Annotated in this window: 19 protein-coding genes and 3 tRNA genes; 12 read left to right on the plus strand and 10 right to left on the minus strand. The window is 66.8% G+C overall.

Features of this window, described 5'->3' with window-relative positions; translation table 11 throughout:
* The first annotated feature begins 291 nt into the window (after window positions 1-291).
* From BpN12_RS18865 to BpN12_RS18890, 6 genes are all read left to right on the plus strand, one after another.
* Window positions 292-972: a class I SAM-dependent methyltransferase gene (locus BpN12_RS18865; protein ID WP_425306367.1), complete on the plus strand. Its 681-nt coding sequence runs from the start codon at window positions 292-294 to the stop codon at window positions 970-972.
* Between the two features lie 328 nt (window positions 973-1,300).
* Window positions 1,301-1,939, plus strand: coding sequence for a GNAT family N-acetyltransferase (locus BpN12_RS18870; protein ID WP_246797933.1), 639 nt, complete (start codon window positions 1,301-1,303; stop codon window positions 1,937-1,939).
* 189 nt (window positions 1,940-2,128) lie between these two features.
* A complete protein-coding gene (minC, locus tag BpN12_RS18875; RefSeq protein WP_246797020.1) occupies window positions 2,129-2,959 on the plus strand; it encodes a septum site-determining protein MinC in 831 nt (276 codons plus the stop codon).
* 62 nt (window positions 2,960-3,021) lie between these two features.
* Window positions 3,022-3,837, plus strand: coding sequence for a septum site-determining protein MinD (minD, locus tag BpN12_RS18880; RefSeq protein ID WP_012734891.1), 816 nt, complete (start codon window positions 3,022-3,024; stop codon window positions 3,835-3,837).
* A 12-nt stretch (window positions 3,838-3,849) separates the two neighbouring features.
* The gene (gene minE, locus BpN12_RS18885) at window positions 3,850-4,104 is read left to right on the plus strand and encodes a cell division topological specificity factor MinE (RefSeq protein WP_012734892.1); all 255 of its coding nucleotides are present in this window, start codon (window positions 3,850-3,852) and stop codon (window positions 4,102-4,104) included.
* A gap of 364 nt (window positions 4,105-4,468) precedes the next feature.
* Entirely contained in the window at window positions 4,469-4,789 is a 321-nt protein-coding gene (locus BpN12_RS18890; RefSeq protein WP_246797021.1) for a YXWGXW repeat-containing protein, read from the plus strand.
* A gap of 141 nt (window positions 4,790-4,930) precedes the next feature.
* Here BpN12_RS18890 and BpN12_RS18895 read toward each other — a convergent pair whose 3' ends face one another.
* From BpN12_RS18895 to BpN12_RS18910, 4 genes are all read right to left on the minus strand, one after another.
* On the minus strand, window positions 4,931-6,601 hold the full coding sequence (locus BpN12_RS18895) for a chloride channel protein (RefSeq protein WP_246797022.1): 1,671 nt from the start codon (window positions 6,599-6,601) through the stop codon (window positions 4,931-4,933).
* Between the two features lie 225 nt (window positions 6,602-6,826).
* Window positions 6,827-8,137, minus strand: a complete 1,311-nt coding sequence (locus BpN12_RS18900) for an MFS transporter (protein ID WP_246797023.1) — start codon at window positions 8,135-8,137, stop codon at window positions 6,827-6,829.
* Window positions 8,138-8,605: 468 nt separating this feature from the next.
* Entirely contained in the window at window positions 8,606-9,103 is a 498-nt protein-coding gene (gene tolA, locus BpN12_RS18905) for a cell envelope integrity protein TolA (protein WP_246797024.1), read from the minus strand.
* A gap of 353 nt (window positions 9,104-9,456) precedes the next feature.
* Window positions 9,457-10,302 carry a hypothetical protein gene (locus BpN12_RS18910; protein ID WP_246797025.1) on the minus strand — a complete coding sequence of 282 codons (846 nt, stop codon included), beginning with the start codon at window positions 10,300-10,302 and terminating at the stop codon, window positions 9,457-9,459.
* Between the two features lie 42 nt (window positions 10,303-10,344).
* Here BpN12_RS18910 and BpN12_RS18915 point away from each other — a divergent pair, with 42 nt between their 5' ends.
* Window positions 10,345-12,663: an FAD/NAD(P)-binding protein gene (locus BpN12_RS18915; protein WP_246797026.1), complete on the plus strand. Its 2,319-nt coding sequence runs from the start codon at window positions 10,345-10,347 to the stop codon at window positions 12,661-12,663.
* A gap of 312 nt (window positions 12,664-12,975) precedes the next feature.
* Here BpN12_RS18915 and BpN12_RS18920 read toward each other — a convergent pair.
* From BpN12_RS18920 to rph, 4 genes are all read right to left on the minus strand, one after another.
* A tRNA-Ser gene (locus tag BpN12_RS18920) sits at window positions 12,976-13,063 on the minus strand.
* Between the two features lie 64 nt (window positions 13,064-13,127).
* Window positions 13,128-14,345: a radical SAM family heme chaperone HemW gene (gene hemW / locus BpN12_RS18925; protein ID WP_246797027.1), complete on the minus strand. Its 1,218-nt coding sequence runs from the start codon at window positions 14,343-14,345 to the stop codon at window positions 13,128-13,130.
* Window positions 14,342-14,986: an RdgB/HAM1 family non-canonical purine NTP pyrophosphatase gene (rdgB, locus tag BpN12_RS18930; protein ID WP_246797028.1), complete on the minus strand. Its 645-nt coding sequence runs from the start codon at window positions 14,984-14,986 to the stop codon at window positions 14,342-14,344. Before rdgB ends, hemW begins: the two co-directional genes overlap by 4 nt.
* A gap of 1 nt (window position 14,987) precedes the next feature.
* Entirely contained in the window at window positions 14,988-15,719 is a 732-nt protein-coding gene (gene rph, locus BpN12_RS18935) for a ribonuclease PH (protein ID WP_246797029.1), read from the minus strand.
* Between the two features lie 222 nt (window positions 15,720-15,941).
* Between rph and BpN12_RS18940 the strand changes: the two genes are divergently transcribed.
* From BpN12_RS18940 to BpN12_RS18955, 4 genes are all read left to right on the plus strand, one after another.
* Complete coding sequence (locus BpN12_RS18940) at window positions 15,942-16,865, plus strand: YicC/YloC family endoribonuclease (protein WP_246797030.1); 924 nt, start codon at window positions 15,942-15,944, stop codon at window positions 16,863-16,865.
* 6 nt (window positions 16,866-16,871) lie between these two features.
* Window positions 16,872-17,546, plus strand: a complete 675-nt coding sequence (gene gmk / locus BpN12_RS18945; RefSeq protein ID WP_246797031.1) for a guanylate kinase — start codon at window positions 16,872-16,874, stop codon at window positions 17,544-17,546.
* A gap of 58 nt (window positions 17,547-17,604) precedes the next feature.
* Entirely contained in the window at window positions 17,605-17,808 is a 204-nt protein-coding gene (rpoZ, locus tag BpN12_RS18950; protein WP_006999799.1) for a DNA-directed RNA polymerase subunit omega, read from the plus strand.
* Between the two features lie 66 nt (window positions 17,809-17,874).
* Window positions 17,875-20,250 (plus strand): RelA/SpoT family protein, encoded by a 2,376-nt coding sequence (locus BpN12_RS18955; protein ID WP_246797032.1) that lies wholly within the window; start codon window positions 17,875-17,877, stop codon window positions 20,248-20,250.
* Window positions 20,251-20,432: 182 nt separating this feature from the next.
* Here the strand turns inward: BpN12_RS18955 and BpN12_RS18960 are convergent.
* Together BpN12_RS18960 and BpN12_RS18965 are read right to left on the minus strand one after the other, a co-directional pair.
* A tRNA-Arg gene (locus tag BpN12_RS18960) sits at window positions 20,433-20,509 on the minus strand.
* A gap of 59 nt (window positions 20,510-20,568) precedes the next feature.
* Window positions 20,569-20,645: transfer RNA gene (locus tag BpN12_RS18965), tRNA-Arg, on the minus strand.
* 114 nt (window positions 20,646-20,759) lie between these two features.
* Between BpN12_RS18965 and greB the strand changes: the two genes are divergently transcribed.
* Window positions 20,760-21,320: a transcription elongation factor GreB gene (greB, locus tag BpN12_RS18970; protein WP_246797033.1), complete on the plus strand. Its 561-nt coding sequence runs from the start codon at window positions 20,760-20,762 to the stop codon at window positions 21,318-21,320.
* Window positions 21,321-21,508 lie beyond the last annotated feature (188 nt).

The following is a 21,508-nucleotide window of genomic DNA, read 5'->3' on the forward strand; positions in this document are numbered from 1 at the left end:
CGTTGCGCGATTCGACGATGCGGGTAAATGCCCGGCGAGGCCGGCTAAAGAATGCGTGCGGGCCGGCCGTAATATCCGCTTGCCGGCGCCGAGCGGCGCGCCGGATCGAACCTCGAAATCCTGGACGAAGGTATGGACGACCACGCTTGTCTGATCTGCCGGCACGACACCGAGTATTTCTTCTCGAAGGATTACCCGACGTATCCGGGCAGTCCGTTTCCGGAAACGCTGACCGTCGATTTCTGGAAGTGCGGGCATTGCGGTTTCACCGTGTCGCGCACGCACCAGGAGATGAGCGAGGCGCAGTGGTCGCAGCTCAATTCGAGCTGGCATCACACGTTCGAAACCGATCTGGCTTCGCGTACCACGAACCAGCCGCCCTACATCGACCAGGCGCTCGCGCTGAAGCTGCTGGCCGGTAACGGCGTGCTCGAACTCGACGACGTGCTCGACTACGCCGCCGGCTACGGCACGTTCTCGCGCTGCCTGAAGAAGTATTTCGGCGTCGACATCAACCTGTTCGACCGCTACGTGCAGACCGCCGACCCGAGCGTGCGCTACGTTGCCGAACCGGATCTGTCGCGCTACCAGCTGGTCGTGAACAGCGCGATGTTCGAGCACGTGCTCGACCGCGCGGCGCTCGACGAGGTGGACGCGCTGGTGCGCGACGACGGCGTGCTGATGCTGCACACGGTGATCGCCGAGCGCGTGCCGAAGGATCCGAACTGGTTCTACATCAACACGATGGTCCACACGGCGTTCCACACGAACCGCAGCATGGCGCTGCTGATGGACCAATGGGGCTACGCGGCCTCGATCTATTCGCCCCAGGCGAAGAGCTGGTACCTGTTCAAGCGCGACCATCCGCTGCTCGGCGAACTGGAGGCGCGCGTCGCGATGATCAATCGCGAATTGCAGACCACCTATTTCCACTACAAGCCCGGTTTCGTCGATTACTGGAAGGGGTTCTGATCCTTCGGCCGGGGCCGCCGAAGCGGCAGCGCTTCCGCGGCATTTTCGCGTTCCGTGCGCGCCGCGCGAACGCTTTCGGGACGGGCTGCATCGGCATGAGCCGGCTTTCCCGAGCGAGATTCGCGCGACATCTAATTCCCTCCCCAATATTCCAATCGCGCCATTCAATGATAGGCAGCTAACGAATTCGAATTGCTGCGCCGCGGCATGAGGATTGCCGGACAGTGCAACGAAGCGCATCCGGCATGGTGGAGACGGTTCAGAACGCCCTGATCGAAAAGCGAAACATCGACGCTGAAATATCTCGTAACCAGATGTGCGCCGCACCATATTTTTCGTGCGCCGGCATGCCGATTTTTCATTCTTTCGAATCGTTCCGACGTTTGAAAATAACGATTTGACTCATACCCCGCTTTCGGTTGAAGCTAATCACTTGCTGTCCGAAGGGTGTCCCTGCATGAGTTCGACTTTGACCGTCCGCCGTATTGCCGCCGATCAGGGCAATGTGTATCGCGAGTTGCGTGCTGCCTCGCTGCGCGAGCCCTATGCGCCGGGTGAAACCCCCGAGGCGGAGCTGTCGTTCGACGCGGACGCGGCCGATTCGATCGTCGCGCAGCGCGCCGGCTCCGACCAGTCCACCACCTTCCTGCTCTACACCGAGGGCCATCCGGCCGGCATGATCGGCGCGTACTTCGACAATACGCCCGAGCGCCGCGCGTTCGTCAGCGAGCTGTGGGTCGCGCACGCGGTGCGCCATCTGCGCGGCGGCGTGCTGCTCGTCAACACGGCGCGCGACTGGTTTGCCGGGCAGGGCGCGACCGAGATCTACGCCTGGATCGCCGAGCAGAACCTCAACGCGATCCGCTTCTACGAACACATGGGCTTCGCGAACCTCGGCGAGCATGCGCCGATCGCGCGCGTGCCCGGCGCGATGAAGTCGCTGTTCGTCTGGCGCTTCGGCGCCTGAGCGGGCGGGGCGCCACGCCGCCCGTTTCCGCCGCCGGCCGCCAAGGCAACCGTCGGCCGCATGCCAAGGTTGCCCGTTATCGCGCGTCGTTGCCCGCCCGCTTGTCCGCCACCGCCGCAGGCCGCCCGAAAATGATGGCCGCCCGCGCGGACGCCTGTAAAATACGCAAAAAATTTTTGCAGGACGTCCATGTCGCTTAAAAAATCGCCATTCTTCGAGCTTCGCAGCGGCTCGGTCGACACCTTGTTGTTCGTCGTGAAGACGGTCGATCTGGATGCGCTGCGGGCCGAGCTGGTCAAGCGCTTCGAGGCGACGCCGGAATTCTTCGCGGACGACGTCGTCGCGATCGACGTGCGGCGGCTTGCCGAGGGCGAGCAGGTGTCGCTCGCCGCGCTGCGCGCGCTGCTCGACGAAGTGCGGATGCGCCCGATCGGCGTGGTCGCGCAGGCCGAGCAGCATGGCTGGGCCGCCGCCGGCGGGCTGCCGCTGCTCGAGGCGCGCGATCGCCGCGCGCCGGCCGGCAGGGCGGCGCACGAGGCGGCATCGGGCACCAGCGGCGACGCACCGGCCGAGGCCGGCGGCGAGACGCCGGAAGCGGCGGCAGGCGCTGCGGCGACGGCAGCTGCCGCGGCGGCCAGCGACGTGGCGGCTGCGGCTGCATCGGCACCGGCCGCTTCGGCGCCGCCGCAGACGCTCGTGATCGATCGCCCGCTGCGCTCGGGCCAGCAGGTCTACGCGAAGGGCGACCTGGTCGTGCTCGCGCCGGTCAGCAACGGCGCCGAGGTGATCGCCGAGGGCAACATCCATATTTACGCGCCGCTGCGCGGCCGGGCGCTGGCCGGCGTACACGGCAACCACGAGGCGCGGATCTTCTGCACGTGCCTCGAGCCGGAACTGATTTCGATCGCGGGCATCTATCGAACCACCGAGAACCCGCTGCCGGCCGACGTGCGCGGCAAGTCGGTGCAGATCCGGCTCGAGGACGAGAAACTGATGATCGAACCGCTGCGGCTGACCTGAACGCCAGGCGCGTGACGCGAACGCGGATCGATCGGATTCATTGACGAATACAGGGTAGGGTAATGGCAAAAATCATCGTGGTGACTTCGGGCAAGGGCGGTGTCGGCAAGACGACGACGAGCGCGAGCTTCGCCTCCGGGCTGGCGCTGCGCGGCCACAAGACGGCCGTGATCGACTTCGACGTCGGCCTGCGCAATCTCGATCTCATCATGGGTTGCGAGCGGCGCGTGGTCTATGACCTCGTCAACGTGATCCAGGGCGAGGCGAACCTGAATCAGGCGCTGATCAAGGACAAGAAGTGCGAGAACCTGTTCATCCTGCCGGCGTCGCAGACGCGCGACAAGGATGCGCTCACGCGCGAAGGCGTCGAGAAGGTGATCAACGACCTGATCGCGATGGACTTCGAATACATCGTCTGCGATTCGCCGGCCGGCATCGAGTCGGGCGCGCTGCACGCGATGTATTTCGCGGACGAGGCGGTGGTGGTCACGAACCCGGAAGTGTCGTCGGTGCGCGACTCGGACCGCATTCTCGGCATCCTGTCGTCGAAGACCAAGCGCGCGGCCGACGGCGGCGAGCCGATCCGCGAGCACCTGCTGATCACGCGCTACAACCCGAAGCGCGTCAGCGAAGGCGAGATGCTCTCGCTCGAGGACATCGGCGAAATCCTGCGGATCAAGCTGATCGGCGTGATTCCGGAGTCCGAAGCGGTGCTGCACGCCTCGAACCAGGGCCTGCCGGCCGTGCATCTCGACGGCACCGACGTGGCCGAGGCCTACAAGGACGTGGTGTCCCGCTTCCTCGGTGAAGACAAGCCGCTGCGCTTCGTCGACTACCAGAAGCCGGGCCTGCTGCAACGCCTGTTCGGCAGCAAGTAACGGAGGCACCTCATGTCGATTCTGTCGTTTCTCCTCGGAGAGAAGAAGAAATCCGCCGCCGTCGCGAAGGAGCGTCTGCAACTGATCATCGCGCACGAGCGCATCGGTGGCCGGCCGCCCGCCGACTATCTGCCCGCGCTGCAGAAGGAGTTGCTCGCCGTGATCTCGAAGTACGTGAAGATCTCGAACGACGACATCCGCGTGAGCCTCGAGCGTCAGGACGATCTCGAGGTGCTCGAGGTCAAGATCGAGATTCCGCAGGCCTGAGCGCCGTGCGTCGGACGCGCGCCGCGCCCGCGGCGCGCGCGTGGTTCGTTGTCGTTCGGCATGGCACCGCCGGGTTGCGGTGTGGTTGCCGCCTTTTCCGTTTTCCCCATTTCCCCTCGTCGGCCGTTCGCGCCGCCCGCGCCGCTCGTTTCGCGGCCCGCTCTGACCATCTCCATGCGTCGCCGCTGCGTCGCCCGCGCGCCGACTGCCGTCTTGCCTTCACCTCTGCCGCCCGGCGCCCTTACGAGCTGTTGCACTTTGCCCCGCGTCGTAACACGGCCGTTGTCGGCCGTTCGCGCGGCTCGCGCATTGAACCGGTACGCGCCTGAAACGCGTATCCGAATCGACGACAAAGGAGGTCACCATGATTCGTTCCACCGCTCGCCATCTGCTGCCGCTCGCGCTCGTGCTCGCTACCGTCGGGACTGCCGTCGCGCCGCTCGCCGCCTCCGCCGGGGAAGTGGTGATCGTCGCGCCGAGCGCGCCGCCGGCGCCGCGCTACGAGGTGGTGCCGGCCGCGCGGGTCGGCTATGTCTGGGATCGCGGCCATTGGGACTGGCGGCGCGGCCACTACGTGTGGGTCGCGGGCCACTGGCAGGCCGAGCGCGTCGGCCTGCACTGGGTACCGGGGCACTGGGTGGCGCGCGGTCCGAACTGGATCTGGGTGCGCGGCCACTGGGCCTGACGGAGCGCCATCATGAAACGGACCCTGGTCGTGGTCGCGCTCGCCGCCATCGTGCTGGCCGGGTGCGTGGTCGTGCCGGCGCGGCCGGTGTATTACCATCCGGCGCACGTCGTCGTGTATTGAGGCGAGGTCGTGGCGCGGTCAGCGCGCCGGCGGTTCGTTCGCGTCGTTCGCGCTGTTCGCGTCGCGCGGCGCGGGCGGATTCGCGGGAGGCGTGGCGGTGTCGTGGTTTGCCGTGCCGGCGGCATCGATTGCGTCGTTCCGGGCCGACGACGCTGTTTCGGTATCCTGAGCGACGTCCGGAACGGGGGCCTGGCTGCCACCGGTGGCATCGGGCTCACGCGCTGCCGTCCCGCTGCCCGCGGCTCGATCGGCCCCGGTCTCGTCGTCCGGCCCGTGCGTCAGCGTGCGCAGCGGATCGGCCGGCGAGGTGGTGGCATCGGCCGGCGTCGTGAGGCGGTCGTCGCTGGCCGTGGCGGCGGCCGCGCCGGTTGCCGCCGCGGCGGCCGGCGGCGCGGGCGGATGCAGGTACCGGTGCGCGAGCGCCTCGTAGAGCGGCGGCACGAAGAAACGCGACACGCGGCTCGAGATCAGCGCGGTGGCCATCAGCGAGATCACGAGCGCATGCCCGTTGATCATCTCCATCACGATCACGAACGAGGTGATCGGCGATTGCGTGACGGCGGCCAGATAGCCGACCATCGCCAGTGCGATCAACATCGGTAGCGGCACATGGATGAACACCAGGTGCAGCAGGTTGCCGAAACCGGCGCCGATCGACAGCGACGGCGCGAAGATCCCACCGGGAATCCCGGGCAGGTACGACGCGACCATCGAGACGATCTTCTCGAACGGATACAGCATCGACAGCTGCGAATGGCCGCCCAGCAGGCCGCGCGCTTCCGCATAGCCGCTGCCGAACGTGGTGCCGCCCGAGACGAGGCCGACCACCGCGATCACGAGGCCGCACAGCGCCGCGAACGCGACCGGCTGGCCGCGATACATCGTCAGCAGCCGGGCCGGCAGCCAGCGGTTGGTGTTGAGCAGCAGCCACGAGAACAGGCCGCCCGCGATGCCGGTGACGATCGCGGTGACCAGCACCGCCACCGCGATCAGCCGCGGAAAGTGCGGACCGACGTCGATCGTGCCGAAGTAGGTGTAGTTGCCGTTCATGCCGAGCGCGATCACGCCGGCGATGATGATCGCCGTGATCAGCACGCCGCTCGCGCGCTCGGAGAAGCTGCGCGTGAGTTCCTCGATCGCGAACACGATCCCGGCCAGCGGCGTGTTGAAGGCCGCCGACAGGCCAGCCGCCGCGCCCGCGAGCACCAGCTGGCGCTCGATCAGCGCGTTCGAGCGTGGATAGAAGCGCCGCAGGTTGAACATCAGCGCGGCGCCGATCTGGACCGTCGGCCCCTCGCGGCCGATCGTGAAGCCGCCGAGGATGCCGAGCAGCGAGATCAGGATCTTGCCGCCGAGGATGCGCAGCGTCAGCAGCCGCGAGCCGAACGCGCTCGGGCTGGCCTGCAGCGTTGCGATCACCTGCGGGATGCCGCTGCCCTCGGCGCCGCGAAAGAAGCGGCGCGTGAGCCATACCGAGGCGGAGGCGATGGCCGGCGTCAGGATCAGCGGCAGCCACGCGTGCGCCTGCTGCAGCGAGCGGAACGTCTCGTAGCCCCAGTCGATCAGGCGTGCGTAGAGTACGGCGGTGATGCCGACCACGATCGCGCCGAGCCAGAACACGCCGTACAGGCGCCAGAGTCGTAGCGAGCGGCGTGTCAGCGTCGGGAGGAAATCGGTCAACCGTTGCATGGCGGCATGGCGGTAGGCGGCGCGGACAAAATGGAATTATACGGAGATCCGGTGCGAGGGCGTCGGATGGCCCGACTGTGACGCGGGCGAAGCAGCGCGATTGTGCCGCTCGATGCGCCTCGGATTCGCGCCGGAAGGTGGAGGGGGGCGCCGCGTCGGCGCACCCGCGCGCGGCCGGTCGGCGGGCAGGCCCGACGCGTCGCGTCGCGCCTGCCCGCCGTCGGCTCACATCAGGCGTGCGTCGCGCGTCTCGCGCATCAGCAGCACGCCGATCACGCTGAGCGCCGCGGCCACCGACACGTAGCCGCCCACCCACGACAGCCCGCCGCGCGCGACCAGCAGCTGCGCGATATACGGCGCGACCGACGCGCCGAGGATCCCGCCCAGGTTGTAGGCGACGCCGGCGCCGGTGTAGCGCACGTGGGTCGGAAACAGCTCCGGCAGCAGCGCGCCCATCGGCGCGAACGTGATGCCCATCAGGAACAGTTCGATGATCAGGAACAGCGCGACGAGCGGCATCGAGCCGCTGCCGAGGAGCGGTTCCATCGTGAAGCCCGACAGCAGCGCGGCGAGGCCGCCGACGATCAGGATCGGCTTGCGGCCGAAGCGGTCCGCGGCCCACGCGGAGATCGGCGTGGCGATCGCCATGAACACCACCGCGATGCAGAGCAGGCCGAGGAAGCTCGGGCGCGCGATGTGCAGCTTGCCGACCCCGTAGGACAGCGAGAACACCGTGGAGATGTAGAACAGCGTGTAGCACACGATCATCGCGACCGAGCCGAGCAGGGTGGGCGCCCAGTGTTTCGAGAGCAGCGCGGCCACCGGCACGCGCACGCGCTCGTTGCGTTCGATCGCGGCCTGGAACGCCGGCGTTTCGGTGATCTTGAGGCGCACGTAGAGGCCCACCGCCACCAGCACGGCGCTGACGATGAACGGCACGCGCCAGCCCCAGTCGCGGAACTGGTCGTCGCTGAGGCCGATCGCGAGCGCGAAGAACAGGCCGTTCGACATCAGGAAGCCGATCGACGGGCCGAGCTGCGGGAACATCCCGAACCAGCCGCGCTTGCCGGGCGGCGCGTGTTCGGTGGCGAGCAGCGCGGCGCCGCCCCATTCGCCGCCCAGGCCGATGCCCTGGCCGAAGCGCAGCACGCAGAGCAGCACCGGCGCGAGTGCGCCGATCGCCGCGTAGCCGGGCACGAAGCCGATCGCCGTGGTCGACACGCCCATCACCAGCAGCGAGGCGACCAGCGTCGACTTGCGGCCGAAGCGGTCGCCGAAGTGGCCGAACAGGAACGAGCCGATCGGCCGCGCGATGAACGCGATGCCGAACGTGACGAACGCCGACAGCGCCTGCGCCGTTGCCGAGCCGTGCGGGAAGAACACCGGGCCGATCACGAGTGCGGCGGCGGTGGCGTAGACGTAGAAATCGTAGAACTCGATCGCGGTGCCGATGAAGCTGGCGAAGACGATGCGCCGCTGGCTGACCGTGCTCGATCCGTGCTGCGCGGCGTCGGCCGTCGCTGGGGTAGAGGACATGATGTTTCCGTGGTGCGGGGCAAACGGCACGCGGGGTGCCGGCCGGATGTTCGAATGATTGGAATGGAGCCGGCAGCCGGGCGCGTGGCGCCGGTGCCGATGTCGCGGGCGGCACTAGGGCCGGCGCGCGTCCTAGGGCGGCTCGCGCGCGTCGCGCGAGCGCCGGCCTGTCTGGCTCGCGCGGCGGACCGGCCGGGTAGGCGGCCCGCGGCGAGCGGTCTGGAAAGACGGAGCGGGATGGCCGGCATTATAACAACCGCCTGCGCGCACCGAATCGCGCGGGCGCGGGGGCGTGCAGGCGTGCGAAGCCTGCATGGCGCGGGCCGGCTCGACTGGAATCGATCCGGCGGCGCGTGTGCACGGCGATGCGCGGCGGCGCGCCATGCATGGTGACGCGTCGATCGGGTCGGCCCGGCGGAGGGCCGGGAACGGGCGGGATGCGTGGCGGCGACCCATGCGGTGCGCGCCTCAATCGATCGTCTGCGCCTGCTGCGTCGCCTTCGTGCGCAGCTGGAACTGGCCGTTGTCGTTGAACAGCCAGCTTTCCATCATGTCCAGCTGGCCGTGTCCGTCGAGCAGCGTCGCCGGTGGCTTCGGCAGCGGCGCCGCGCGGCGCAGCGATTGCAGCGCGATCGCCTCGGCGCCGTCGTCGCCGTTGCTGCGATAGACCGACGAACGCATGAGCCGCCCGTCGCGATCGACGGTGAACGCCACCACCACGAGCGAGCGCAGCATCGCCTGCGGCGTGCCGTGCAGGACGCTGGTGGCGTTCGCGTCGAGAATCCGCTGCGCGACCGCGTCGCGATACTGGGCCTGTGTCGTGCCGCTCGCCGCCGGCGCGGGGGACAGCACCAGCGCGCGCTGCGGCAGCGTGATCGTGCAGCCGGCCGCGACGAGCGCGCCGGCCAGCATCGCGACGAGGCACGCGAAGCGGCTGGGAGACACGGGGTGAGGCGATGGCGACATGACGGCGGCTGTCGGGGAGCGATCGGATCGCTTTCAGCATAGCCGGCGTGCCGGAGAAAACCATCAGGAGAAACGATCGTGAGGGCGTGGCGCCTCGTGGCGGCGATGCCCGGGCCGATGAACGTCCGGGCGCCCCGGGCACGATCCGCCATGAGAGTGGGGCGTAACCCGTTCCGGCCGCGAGCGGGATCGAGCCGGGAGACGAATGGCGATGCCGCCGCGAATGTCCCGGGATGGCCTGATGCTTGCGAATTTCTTTCGGTGCGATCGGGTGCTATCCGCCGTGCCGTTCGCAAAGCGTCGGATGGCCCACTTGTCGCGCGGTGCAGCCGGCCGTCAGGGCGCCGTGCCCGTCACTCGCCGGTGGTTCGCTTCGTCGGCGGCGTGTGCGGGACCAGCGGCGAAAGTCCGCTGGAGAAACTGGCGGCCGATGAATGTGGTAATGCGGGCGACAGTGATTTGCTGTACAGCCCCGTCGCTCTTTGCGCATAGCCCACGGCCATTTCCTTGATCGCCTCCAGATCCCCCGTTTTCGGGTCGGGCTTCATCCCGTTGATGAACACCTCGCGATGGGCTTCCATTTGCATGGGGTCCTTTGCGTATCCTCGATGTTCATAGAACGGCGTCGGGTCGAAGGTTGCCCGCTGCTGGGTTTCGACTTTCTTCGTGGCACCGAAGAAGCGAAGCACGCTGTTGTCGTGCGGAACTTCCGTGACTTGCGTGCGGGTGCGGTCGGTAGGCGCCGGGTCCAGACTCATCTTCGTCGCGCCAAACTCGCTCGCCTGGCCTTCTGCCTTGTTCATCAATGCCGAGCCGACGCCCTTGATCTGCGTCGTCGGATTGAAAATATCGAACGTGTGGTTGTCGATGCGCGAAATGTAGGCGGTAGGTTGATCCGGGATTCGCCTGCCGACATCGACGGTAGGGACATCCTTGGGCACTGCCTGGTTCTGATGGAAGGTCATCTGCAGGGTGCCGACTTGCTTCCCCTCGTGGTGCGCACCGATCTCCATATGGAAGCTGTTGCGACGCGCGAATTCCTGTGATTGGGGCCGGCCTTGCTTGTCGGTGATGCTGACGCTCGTGGTGATGTGGGGGCGGGGAGGCTGTGCCGGGACGACGGGCGTGGAGAGAACCGGCTCGTCGCGGCCGACATTGCCGTTGCCGCCGCTGTTGCCTGGGTTGCCGCGATTCATCATGATTGCGCTCACTCGTCCTGGCCGGTTCGATCACGAGATCGTATGGGCAAACGGAACGGGAACCAAGCTTTTTTCGGTCCGGCAATGGCCCGGCAGTTCGCGGGCCGGGGCGGATGCGCGCGCAAGGCAGGCCAGGCGGGATGGGGCCTGTTTCGCGATCCTCGACGGGGCTTCGCGCAACGCCGCCGCGCGCCATGTCATTTCCGACAGGATGGGAATCTTCGCCCGGATTCCACGAACATCATGCGCACCGATGGCCCTAAACGTCCCCATTTCGAGCCGCCGGCTTCGACCGAGGCAACATCCGAACCGTCGACGTCGGGCAGCGTGTCGTCGTCGGATGCGTCCGCGGCCCGACCGTCCGCTTCGCACTTCGGGAAAATCGGCGACCTCGTCGGCCTGAAGAAAGCCGCGTCAGCCCGGGAGAAGGCCGCGGCACCGGCCGAACCGCTCGACGTCGTCGCGGTCGGCGGCGGCTATTTCAGTCACTTTACGATCGGCCATATCGCGGACACCCGCAAGGCCGCGCCGAAAGCGCAGCGCGTCAACCAGCAAAGCGCCGATGGCAACGTCAAGATGGCGATCGTCGGGACGTCGCTCGATGGTGTCGGTCGCGCGTACGGTCCGCGCGGCTATCCGTCGTGGGATGCCAAGCGTCATCAGGTGAACCTGCAGGATTACCTGATGGAGTTCAACTGCGGCAAGCGACCGCCGATCGACGCCGAGCTCTTCAAATGCACGCTCGACTTCGAGGAGCGGCGGCTGAACGGTCAACGGCCCGTCCGGTTCGCCAAACCCTACAGCAAGCCGGAAAACGGGATTCGCTACGCGATCGACTCGGAATACCGCAATCCGCACTCGCTGTCGGCCTACAACCGGAAACAGCGGCTGCTTCATCCCGGCAGCCATTCCGGCAAGAACGTGTCGCGCGACACGTTCCGCCGCTATGTCGTCGATACCGTCAAGCGGGTCGTCGCGAGAAGCAAGCGGGTCAACGTGCGCGGCATCGAAGGCGACGTCGTGCGGATCGACTACGACAAGGACACGCGTCTGTTCAGATTGACGCTGAAAAAGCCCGGTTCCGGCGAGCTGCAGGAGCTGACCGCGCGGCGTGTCGTGCTGGGAACCGGGCAGGAACGCGACGTGGTGCCCGACGTGCTGAAGGGGATCGAGGACGACCCGCATTTCTATTCGGGCGACGACGTGTACGGCCGGCTGCTCTCGGAAGCGCACGAGCATCCCGCGCGAATGCAGAATCGCCGGGGGCTCATGGTCGGCTCCGGGCTCACGATGAACGACGTCGCCAAAAGTCTGCTGCATCTGAAGGTCGACAATTTCAAGGTCGTTTCGCGCAACGGGCTCACGCACGAACTACCGCAGGACATGCCGCCGCTCGAGCAGTGCCTCGGCGACGATTACGAGCCGATGCTCGCCGAACTCGACGAGATCTACGAGACGCTGAATTCGCGCCTCGTCAGCCGGGCGTTTTTCAGCGGTAACGGCAACATCGTCGGTAGCCACGTCACGAAGGTGAAGGAAGCGTTTCTTGCCGCGAAATCGGTGGCGGACACCTACGAACCGGTGACCGACGCGCCGCTCGTCATTCGCGGCCAGCCGTTCGACCGCACGCGCGTCTGCCGCGCGCTGCTCGCGCAATACGCGACGTTCCGCTACGAAAACCTGCGTGGTCCCCAGTTCCGCGACGCGCACGGCGAAGCGGTCGCGAACGAGACGGTGAAGCGGTTTTTCGAGGAAATCGATGCGCCCCACTCTGCGTGGATCACGACATCGCGCACCTCCAACACGGACGCCAACATCGCGGTCAACCGCTTCCTGCGCGACACCGGCCGGGTCGAGGCGACGATGATCGCCGGCGTGAAAAAGAACGGCGACCGTTTCGATGTCACGTTCGCCGACGGCAAGACGGAGACGTTCGACTACATCGCCAATTTCTCCGGACGCCGGCATGTTCCGGTCTTCGACCCGAACGCGGACGACGTCGATCCGCTCAGCGCGGGCCTCGTCGGACAGGGCCTGATCCAGCCGCACCCCACGGGCGTCGGCGCGAGAATGGACGAAACGGGACGCGCGGTGCCCGACCCCGAGCGATTCGCCGGCCAACCGGTGCCGAACCTGTACCTCGGCTCTTCATTGGCGAGAGGCGAACTGATGTTCCCCACCAACCGCGACCGCGATCCGCTCAGCAACGTCATCTCCGAGGCCGTGCCCGGCCTCGAACCGCTGACCAAACAGATCGCGGATTCGATCGTGCTCGACATGACGGGCTGGAAGCCGCATGCCGATCACGAACTGGACTTCGAATACACCGCAAACGGCGTCATTCCGGTTCCTCGCCGGTAAGTGCCGACGAAGTGTGCGCGAGATCCAGGGTGACGCTGGAGCAGTCCCTTCCTGTCGTCTGCCGGCGCTTCAGGCGGTTCGGTCTTATCAGCAAGGCAAGGCCGCCTCCGTCGCTGAGACGACAGGCATGTTCGCGCGATTTGGCCGAACGGCATTGGAGGTCACGACGAAGATATTCGGGCATCGGCGAAGGTCCAGAAAGTACCCGACGAAAACGGGAATTTTTGGAATCTCGCGGAATTTTGGATTCGCCGGAAAGCCTTGTTAGATAAGGCTTTGCGGGATTTTATGGATCTGCGTGAAACACCGCCGTGGCGGAAGCGGTGAGATTCGAACTCACGGACGGTTGCCCGTCGCCGGTTTTCAAGACCGGTGCCTTAAACCGCTCGGCCACGCTTCCAAGCCGCGCATTGTAACCGAAATGCCGGCGCTGTCCGTCCCTTTGGCGCGATGGCGCCCACACCTCACGCGTCGTCGCGCAGGAACAGTTCCTGGAGATCGTTGAGGAAGCGCTGGCCGAGCGGCGTCGGCGCGATGCGCTCGAAGTCGCGCTCGATCAGCCCGCGCCGTTCCGCTTCCACCAGCGCCGGCTCGATCGTCGAGAACGGCAGCCCGGTGCGCTCGACATAGCTCGCCACCGGAAACCCTTCCACCAGCCGCAGCGTGTTCAGCATGAACTCGAACGGCAGATCGCGCGGCCCGACTTCGCGTTCCTCCTGCACCGGCGTGCCGGCCATGGCCTGTTCGATGAAGGTGGCCGGATGCTTGTAGCGCGCCTGCCGCAGGATCCGGTTCGGGAACGACAGCTTCGTGTGCGCGCCCGCGCCGATGCCGAGATAGTCGCCGAAGCGCCAGTAATTGAGGTTGTGCCTGCACTGGCGGTTCGGCTGCGCATAGGCCGATACCTCGTAGCGCCCGTAGCCGGCCTCGGCCGTGCGCGCGTGGATCCAGTCCTGCATGTCGGCCGACGCGTCGTCGTCGGGCACCGCCGGCGGGAACTTCGCGAACATCGTGTTCGGTTCGAGCGTCAGGTGATAGAGCGACAGGTGCGGCGGCGCGTAGGCGAGCGCGGTCTCGATGTCGGCGCGGCATTCGTCGAGGCTCTGGTTCGGCAGCGCGAACATCAGGTCGAGGTTGAAATTGTCGAACGTGTTCGCGGCGATCTCGACGGCCGCGCGCGCCTGCGCGGTGTCGTGGATGCGGCCGAGCGCCTTCAGGTGTGCCTCGTTGAAGCTCTGGATGCCGATCGACAGCCGGTTCACGCCGCTCGCGCGGAACTGCGCGAACTTGGCCGCCTCGAACGTGCCCGGGTTGGCCTCGAGCGTGATCTCGGCATCGGCGTCGAGCGGCAGCAGCGCGCGCACGTCGGACAGCAGCCGGTCGAGCCCGCTCGCCGACAGCAGGCTCGGCGTGCCGCCGCCGATGAAGATGGTATGCACCTGGCGGCCCCAGACGAACGGCAGCGCCTGTTCGAGGTCGGCGCGCAGCGCGTCGAGGTATTCCTGCTCGGGAAACCGCTCGCCCTTCCATTCATGCGAGTTGAAATCGCAGTACGGACACTTGCGCACGCACCACGGGAAATGCACGTAGAGCGCGAGCGGCGGCAGCGAGGTGAGGCGGATCCTGCCCGGCGACGCGAACGTCGCGACGATCCGTTGCCCGGTGTCGGCGGCCTGGCTCACGCGTCTTCTCCGAGGCGCGCGAGCAGCGCGCGCAGCGCGATCGCACGATGGCTGATGCCGTTCTTCGCGGCCGGCTCGAGTTCGGCGACGGTCGCGCCCAGCGTCGGCAGCAGGAAATGCGGATCGTAGCCGAAGCCGTTCGCGCCGCGCGGCGCGTCGATCACCTCGCCCTGCCAGCGGCCTTCGGCGAACAGCGGCTCGGGATCGTCGGGATGCCGAACCAGTGCGAGCACGCAGTAGTAATAAGCGTGCCGGTCGTCGATGCCCTGCAGTTGCGCGACCAGATGCGCGTTGTTGGCCGCGTCGCTCTTCTCCAGTCCAGCGCGCTGCGCGTAGCGCGCCGAATGCACGCCGGGCGCGCCGCGCAGCGCGCGCACGCAGAGGCCAGAATCGTCGGCGATCGCGGGCAGGCCGGTCGCGCGCGAGGCGTGGCGCGCCTTGGTCAGCGCGTTCTCGATGAAGGTCAGGTACGGCTCCTCGGCTTCGGGTACGTCGAGCTTGCCCTGCGGGACGATCTCGATGCCGACCGTCTCGAACAGCGCTGCGAATTCGCGCAGCTTGCCGGCGTTGTTCGAGGCGAGCACGATGCGCGTGAGCGGCGCCGGTTCGCCGCCGCGAGCCGGTTCGATGTGGCGGCTCATGTCACGCTTCCCGCGCCGCTTTCTGCAGCGCGATCAGTTCGCCGATGCCCTTCTGCGCGAGGTCCAGCAGCGCGTTCATCTCGGCGCGCGTGAACGGCGCGCCCTCGGCCGTGCCCTGCACCTCGACGAGGCCGCCCGCGCCCGTCATCACGACGTTCATGTCGGTGTCGCAGCGCGAATCCTCGGCGTAGTCGAGATCGAGCAGCGGCGTGCCTTGATAGACGCCCACCGAGATCGCGGCGACCGAATCGTTGATCGGCGAGCGTTCGAGCTTGCCGGCGGCGACGAGCTTCTCGATCGCGTCCTGCACGGCGACGAACGCGCCCGTAATGCTGGCCGTGCGCGTGCCGCCGTCGGCCTGGATCACGTCGCAATCGATGTGGATGGTGCGCGGGCCGAGCTGTTCGAGATCGACCACGGCGCGCAGCGCGCGGCCGATCAGGCGCTGGATCTCCTGGGTGCGGCCGGTCTGCTTGCCGCGCGCGGCCTCGCGGTCGCTGCGCGTGTGGGTGGCGCGCGGCAGCATGCCGTATTCGGCGGTGAGCCAGCCCTGGCCGCGATCGCGCAGGAACTCGGGCACGCGCTCGGCCACGCTGGCCGTGCAGATCACCTTGGTGTCGCCGAATTCGACGAGCACCGATCCTTCGGCATGCTTCGTGTAGTGGCGCGTCAGGCGCACCTCGCGGAGCTGGTCGGCTTGGCGGCCGCTCGGGCGCAGGGAAGGATTCGTCATGGTGGGGTGGGGCATCCGGAGGGAAACCGCGATTTTACCGCGCAAGGCCGCCGCGCATCGGTTGCGCTCGCGCGGCGCGTGGCGGGCATGCGTGCGCGGGGACGCGCGGGCGGGGGCGTCGTCAAAAATGGGATAATGCGGGTTTCGCGCCCCGTGCTTCGACCGCGCCGGGCGCCTCTGGAATCCCGGGCCAGTACGGCCCATTCACCGGCGAGACCAACCATGATCTACAGCATGACGGGCTACGCGAGCGCGACGCGCGAACTCGTGGCCACTTCGGGCAATGGCACCACCAGCGTGTCGGTCGAACTGCGCACGGTGAACTCGCGCTTCCTGGACCTCAATTTCCGGATGCCGGACGACGTGCGCGTCTGCGAGCCGGCGCTGCGCGAGATGCTGATGAACAAGCTCTCGCGCGGCAAGGTCGACGTGCGCATCAACCTGCAGCGCAGCGAGCAGACGGCCCAGGCCGGCGCGCTGAACGGCACCGCGCTCGGCCAGCTCGCCCAGCTCGAGCGCTCGGTGCTCGACGCGTTCCCCGGCGCGGGCCGGCTGCGCGCGGGCGAGATCCTGCGCTGGCCCGGCGTGCTCGCCGAGAGCGGCGTGTCGGCCGAGGCGCTGCGCGACGCGGTGCTGGCCTGCGGCAAGGAAGCGATCGGCGAGCTGGTGGTGGTGCGTTCGCGCGAAGGCGCGCAACTGGCCACGATGCTGCTCGCGAACGCCACCGAGATGGAGGCGATCGTCGCGCGCATCACGCCGCTCGTGCCGGAGCTGATCACGAAGCACCAGCAGAAGATCGTCGAACGCCTGCAGGAAGCGCTCGGCATCGCGGCGCCCGAGGGCGCGCAGACGGTGGTCACGCGCGAGGAAGCGGCGGAGCGGATCCGCCAGGAAGTGACGATGTACGGCATCCGCATCGACATCGCGGAAGAGCTGTCGCGACTGACCGCGCATCTGAACGAGACGCGCCACGTGATCGAGAAGGGCGGACGCGTGGGCAAGCGGCTCGACTTCATGATGCAGGAGCTGAACCGCGAGGCGAACACGCTCGGCTCGAAGGCGGCGGCCAAGGAACTGGCCGACGCGTCGATGGCGCTCAAGCTGCTGATCGAGCAGATGCGCGAGCAAGTGCAAAACCTGGAGTAAGGCAAGATGACCGAATCGAACCGAGACGCGCACGCGCTGCATGCCGGCGCGTATCCCGGCAACCTGTTCATGGTGGTGGCGCCGTCGGGCGCGGGCAAGTCGACGCTGGTGAACGCGCTGCTCGCCAAGGACGACGAGATCCGCCTGTCGATCTCGTACACGACGCGCAAGCCGCGTCCTGGCGAGCAGGACGGCGAGCACTATCACTTCACGAGCGTCGAGGATTTCCGCGCGCGCCACGCGGCGCACGAATTCCTCGAAAGCGCCGAGGTGCATGGCAACTACTACGGCACCTCGCGCGTCTGGATCGAGGAGCAGATGGCGAGCGGGCGCGACGTGCTGCTCGAGATCGACTGGCAGGGCGCGCAACAGGTCAAGAAGCAGTTCCGCAACGCGGTCGGCATCTTCATCCTGCCGCCCTCGCTCGCGGCGCTCGAGGAGCGTCTGAAGAAACGCGGCCAGGACGAGCCGAACGTGATCACGCGGCGTCTGCTCGCTGCCGGCAGCGAGATCGCGCACGCCTCCGAGGCCGAGTACGTGGTGATCAACGAACACTTCGACACGGCGCTCGCCGAGCTGCAGCGCATCGTGGCCGCCACGCGGCTGCGCTTCGCTTCGCAGTACGCACGCCACGCCGAGCTTTTCATCGAGCTGGGCATCCATCTCCCGCACGCCGAGTGAAGGCGAGGGACGAGGGACATAAGGTAGAATAGGCAACATATTCAGAAGGAACACCAACATGGCTCGCATTACCGTCGAAGACTGCCTGAAGCAAATCCCGAATCGCTTCGAACTGGCGCTCGCCGCCACCTACCGCGCGCGGCAGCTCGCGCAAGGCCATACGCCGAAGATCGAAAGCCGCGACAAGCCCACCGTGGTTGCGCTGCGCGAGATCGCGGCGGGCCAGGTCGGCATCGAGATGCTGAAGAAAGTGCCGGTTTAAGGCACACTCGGTCACTCGAGTCATGTAGTCCCGCGCAACCCGACGTGCCAACCTGAGGAGGCGAATATGAGCAACTCACCATCGTCCGCCTCCGGGGAAACCGGCCCGGCCGAAAGCACGGAAGCGACGGTCACCTCGCCGGCGCGGCAGTACATCGACGCGGTCCTCGAACAATCGTTTCGCCATCTGTTCGGGCCGACCGCCACTCCGGAGCAACCTCGCAAGCACGGCGTCGTTTCGATCGCGAAGCTGACGGCCGCGCTTGCCGAGTATCTGCCCTCGGAAGAGATCAAGGAGGTGAAGGCGGCGTTCCACTTCAGTGACGAAGCCCACCTCGGTCAATATCGCCAGAGCGGCGAACCCTACATCACCCATCCCGTCGCCGTCGCCGAAATCTGCGCCGGCTGGAAGCTCGACGCGCAGGCGGTGATGGCCGCGCTGCTGCACGACGTGATGGAAGACCAGGGCGTCATGAAGAGCGAGCTCGCCGAGCGCTTCGGTCCGAAGGTGGCCGAACTCGTCGACGGGCTGTCCAAGCTCGACAAGATGGAGTTCCGCAGCCGCGAGGAAGCGCAGGCGGAAAACTTCCGCAAGATGCTGCTCGCGATGGCACGCGACGTGCGCGTGATCCTCGTGAAGCTGGCCGACCGTCTGCACAACATGCGCACGCTCGGCGCGGTGCCGATGGAGAAGCGCCGCCGCGTGGCGCGCGAGACGCTCGACATCTATGCGCCGATCGCGCACCGGCTCGGCCTGAACAATACCTATCGCGAGCTGCAGGAGATGAGCTTCGCGAACTTCAACCCGCATCGCTACGCGACGCTCGAGAAGGCCGTGAAGGCCGCGCGCGGCAACCGCCGCGAAGTGGTCGGCAAGATCCTCGAGGCCGCGCAGCGCACGGTGGTGGACGCGAAGCTCGATGCCGAGATCACCGGCCGCGAGAAGACCATCTACAGCATCTACCGCAAGATGCGCGACAAGCAATTGTCGTTCTCGCAGGTGCTCGACGTGTATGGCTTCCGCGTGGTGGTCGAGCATCCGCTCGAGTGCTACACCTGCATCGGCGCGCTGCATTCGCTCTACAAGCCCGTGCCGGGCAAGTTCAAGGACTACATCGCGATCCCGAAGGTGAACGGCTATCAGTCGCTGCACACCACGGTGGTCGGCCCGTTCGGCGCGCCGATCGAGTTCCAGGTCCGCACCCGCAAGATGCACGAGATCGCCGAGGCCGGCGTGGCCGCCCACTGGCTCTACAAGAACGGCGGCGCCGATCTCAACGACGTGCAGATGCGCGCGCACCAGTGGCTCAAATCGCTGCTCGACATCCAGAGCGAGGCGGGCGACTCGAGCGAGTTCCTCGAACACGTCAAGATCGACCTGTTCCCGGACGCCGTCTACGTGTTTACGCCGAAGTCGAAGATCATGGCGCTGCCGCGCGGCGCGACGGCACTCGACTTCGCCTACGCCGTCCATAGCGATCTCGGCAACCAGTGCGTGGCCGTCAAGATCAACAACGAACTGCTGCCGCTGCGCACCGAGCTCAAGAGCGGCGACATCGTCGAGGTGATCACGGCGCCGTACTCGAAGCCGAATCCGGTCTGGCTCGGCTTCGTGCGCACTGGCAAGGCGCGTTCGGCGATCCGCCACTACCTGAAGACGATGCGCCTGAACGAATCGGTGCAGTTGGGCGAGCGGCTCGTCGACCAGAGCCTCAAGGGCTACGGTCTCGCGCTGGCCGACGTGCAGCCCGACGTGTGGGAAAAGCTCGTGCAGTGGACCGGCAACAAGAGCCGCCAGGAAATCTTCGCCGACATCGGCCTCGGCCGGCGCGTGCCGGCGGTGATGGCCAAGCGCATCGAGGTGCTGATGAGCGGGCGCGACGCCGACGACGACATGCCGCGTGCCGACCGCCCGGCGCACAACGCGCCGCCCGTCGCGATCACCGGCACCGAGGGCATGTCGGTGCAGCTCTCGGCCTGCTGTCGGCCGATTCCGGGCGACAGCATCATGGGTTATATCGGTATCGGTCTGGGCATGGCGATCCATACGACGGATTGCCGGGTGGCGCAGCGCATCCACCGGCGCGATCCGGGCCGCTGGATCGACGTCGCCTGGGCGCCGCAGCCGGGCCGCCTGTTCGACGTGACGGTGAAGGTGCTGGTGAAGAACACCAAGGGCATCTTCGCGCGCGTCGCGGCCGACATCACCTCGGCCGACGCGAACATCGTCCACATCGCGATGGACGAGGATCTGTCGCACGAATCGACGGTGCTGCGCTTCGTGATCCAGGTGAGCGACCGCGTCCACCTCGCGAACGTGATGCGGCGCGTGCGGACCAACCCGGACGTGATGCGGATCATGCGCGAGCGCTCGAGCGACGACACGGCCCATACGCGCCACGATGGCGGGATGCGGATCGACCGCGAGCGGCAGGACTACTGACGGAACTGGCGGCGCAGGCCGCCGCAGTGGGGAGGCGGTACGCGCGAAAGCGGCGTGCCGCTTTTTTCATGAAGGGGATGCGGACGATGCCGATGCGAATACATGGGCCCGCGAATTGGACCGACAAAAGAAAAGGTCCGGAAAAACAAAAGGGCCTTCCCGGAGGAAGGCCCTTCAAAAGATGGCGCGGCTGGCAGGATTCGAACCCACGACCCCTTGGTTCGTAGCCAAGTACTCTATCCAACTGAGCTACAGCCGCACGCAAAACGGTACTGCATCGTACTGCCGGGAGATCCCGTAGGACAACCCGTTAAAAAGTGGCGCGGCTGGCAGGATTCGAACCCACGACCCCTTGGTTCGTAGCCAAGTACTCTATCCAACTGAGCTACAGCCGCACGCAGAAGTGAGATTATAGCAACCTTTTTTGAAAAGGGAAGTGTTTGACGCCAATTTCTTCAGGAAGGCCATTCGTGTAACCTTGAAGCATCTCATGGGTGGTCTGGAACGGAATGAACAAGGCGTTTGTGAAGGAGTCGGATGGCGACGATGACGAGCTCGACGCGGCCTTGCCGCCGATCCCGGCCGGCGCGAAGAACTACATCACGCCGGCCGGTCACAAGCGGCTGCGCGACGAGCTGCTGCACCTGATCGACGAGGAGCGTCCCGAGGTGGTCAAGCTGGTGTCGTGGGCCGCTTCGAACGGCGACCGCTCCGAGAATGGCGACTACATCTACGGCAAACGCAGGCTGCGAGAGATCGACCGGCGGATCCGCTTCCTGACCAAGCGGCTCGATCTGGCCGAGGTGGTCGACGCGAGCCGGCAGGAGAGTGCCGACCAGGTGTTCTTCGGCGCGACCGTCGATTACGCGACCGAGGACGGCGACGAGCACACCGTCACGATCGTCGGCGTCGACGAGGTCGACCTGGACCGCGGCCACGTCAGCTGGGTCTCGCCGATCGCGCGCGCGCTGCTGAAGGCGCGCATCGGCGATACCGTCACGCTGGTGACGCCGGGCGGCCCGCAGCCCGTGGACGTGCTCGACGTCCGTTACCCGGCCGCCGCCGCGTAGCTGCCCGGCCGTCGGCCGCGCTGGCATCTCGTCGTCTCGCCCGAAAACAAAAAAGCGCCCCGAGGGGCTAATGCCGTTCAGTTAAGCAACTGGACGGCATTTTTGTTTTGGGAAGGAGTGGTTGTAAACGCTGCGCTGAAGTGTTAACTTTTCGGCGCGATGCTGACCGACCACCTGACCTTCATGCT

The sequence above is a fragment of the Burkholderia perseverans genome, from assembly GCF_022870505.1.
GTDB lineage: Bacteria > Pseudomonadota > Gammaproteobacteria > Burkholderiales > Burkholderiaceae > Burkholderia > Burkholderia plantarii.

Coding starts and splice junctions, on each gene's coding strand:
- BpN12_RS18865 (WP_425306367.1), top strand. CDS start 292: ATGAGCGAGGCGCAGTGGTCGCAGCTCAATTCGAGCTGGCATCACACG.
- gmk (WP_246797031.1), top strand. CDS start 16,872: ATGACCGAATCGAACCGAGACGCGCACGCGCTGCATGCCGGCGCGTAT.
- BpN12_RS18895 (WP_246797022.1), bottom strand. CDS start 6,601: ATGCAACGGTTGACCGATTTCCTCCCGACGCTGACACGCCGCTCGCTA.
- minC (WP_246797020.1), top strand. CDS start 2,129: ATGTCGCTTAAAAAATCGCCATTCTTCGAGCTTCGCAGCGGCTCGGTC.
- BpN12_RS18955 (WP_246797032.1), top strand. CDS start 17,875: ATGAGCAACTCACCATCGTCCGCCTCCGGGGAAACCGGCCCGGCCGAA.
- minD (WP_012734891.1), top strand. CDS start 3,022: ATGGCAAAAATCATCGTGGTGACTTCGGGCAAGGGCGGTGTCGGCAAG.
- BpN12_RS18915 (WP_246797026.1), top strand. CDS start 10,345: ATGGGCAAACGGAACGGGAACCAAGCTTTTTTCGGTCCGGCAATGGCC.
- minE (WP_012734892.1), top strand. CDS start 3,850: ATGTCGATTCTGTCGTTTCTCCTCGGAGAGAAGAAGAAATCCGCCGCC.
- tolA (WP_246797024.1), bottom strand. CDS start 9,103: ATGTCGCCATCGCCTCACCCCGTGTCTCCCAGCCGCTTCGCGTGCCTC.
- BpN12_RS18910 (WP_246797025.1), bottom strand. CDS start 10,302: ATGATGAATCGCGGCAACCCAGGCAACAGCGGCGGCAACGGCAATGTC.
- BpN12_RS18900 (WP_246797023.1), bottom strand. CDS start 8,137: ATGTCCTCTACCCCAGCGACGGCCGACGCCGCGCAGCACGGATCGAGC.
- rdgB (WP_246797028.1), bottom strand. CDS start 14,986: ATGAGCCGCCACATCGAACCGGCTCGCGGCGGCGAACCGGCGCCGCTC.
- greB (WP_246797033.1), top strand. CDS start 20,760: ATGAACAAGGCGTTTGTGAAGGAGTCGGATGGCGACGATGACGAGCTC.
- rph (WP_246797029.1), bottom strand. CDS start 15,719: ATGACGAATCCTTCCCTGCGCCCGAGCGGCCGCCAAGCCGACCAGCTC.
- BpN12_RS18940 (WP_246797030.1), top strand. CDS start 15,942: ATGATCTACAGCATGACGGGCTACGCGAGCGCGACGCGCGAACTCGTG.
- BpN12_RS18890 (WP_246797021.1), top strand. CDS start 4,469: ATGATTCGTTCCACCGCTCGCCATCTGCTGCCGCTCGCGCTCGTGCTC.
- rpoZ (WP_006999799.1), top strand. CDS start 17,605: ATGGCTCGCATTACCGTCGAAGACTGCCTGAAGCAAATCCCGAATCGC.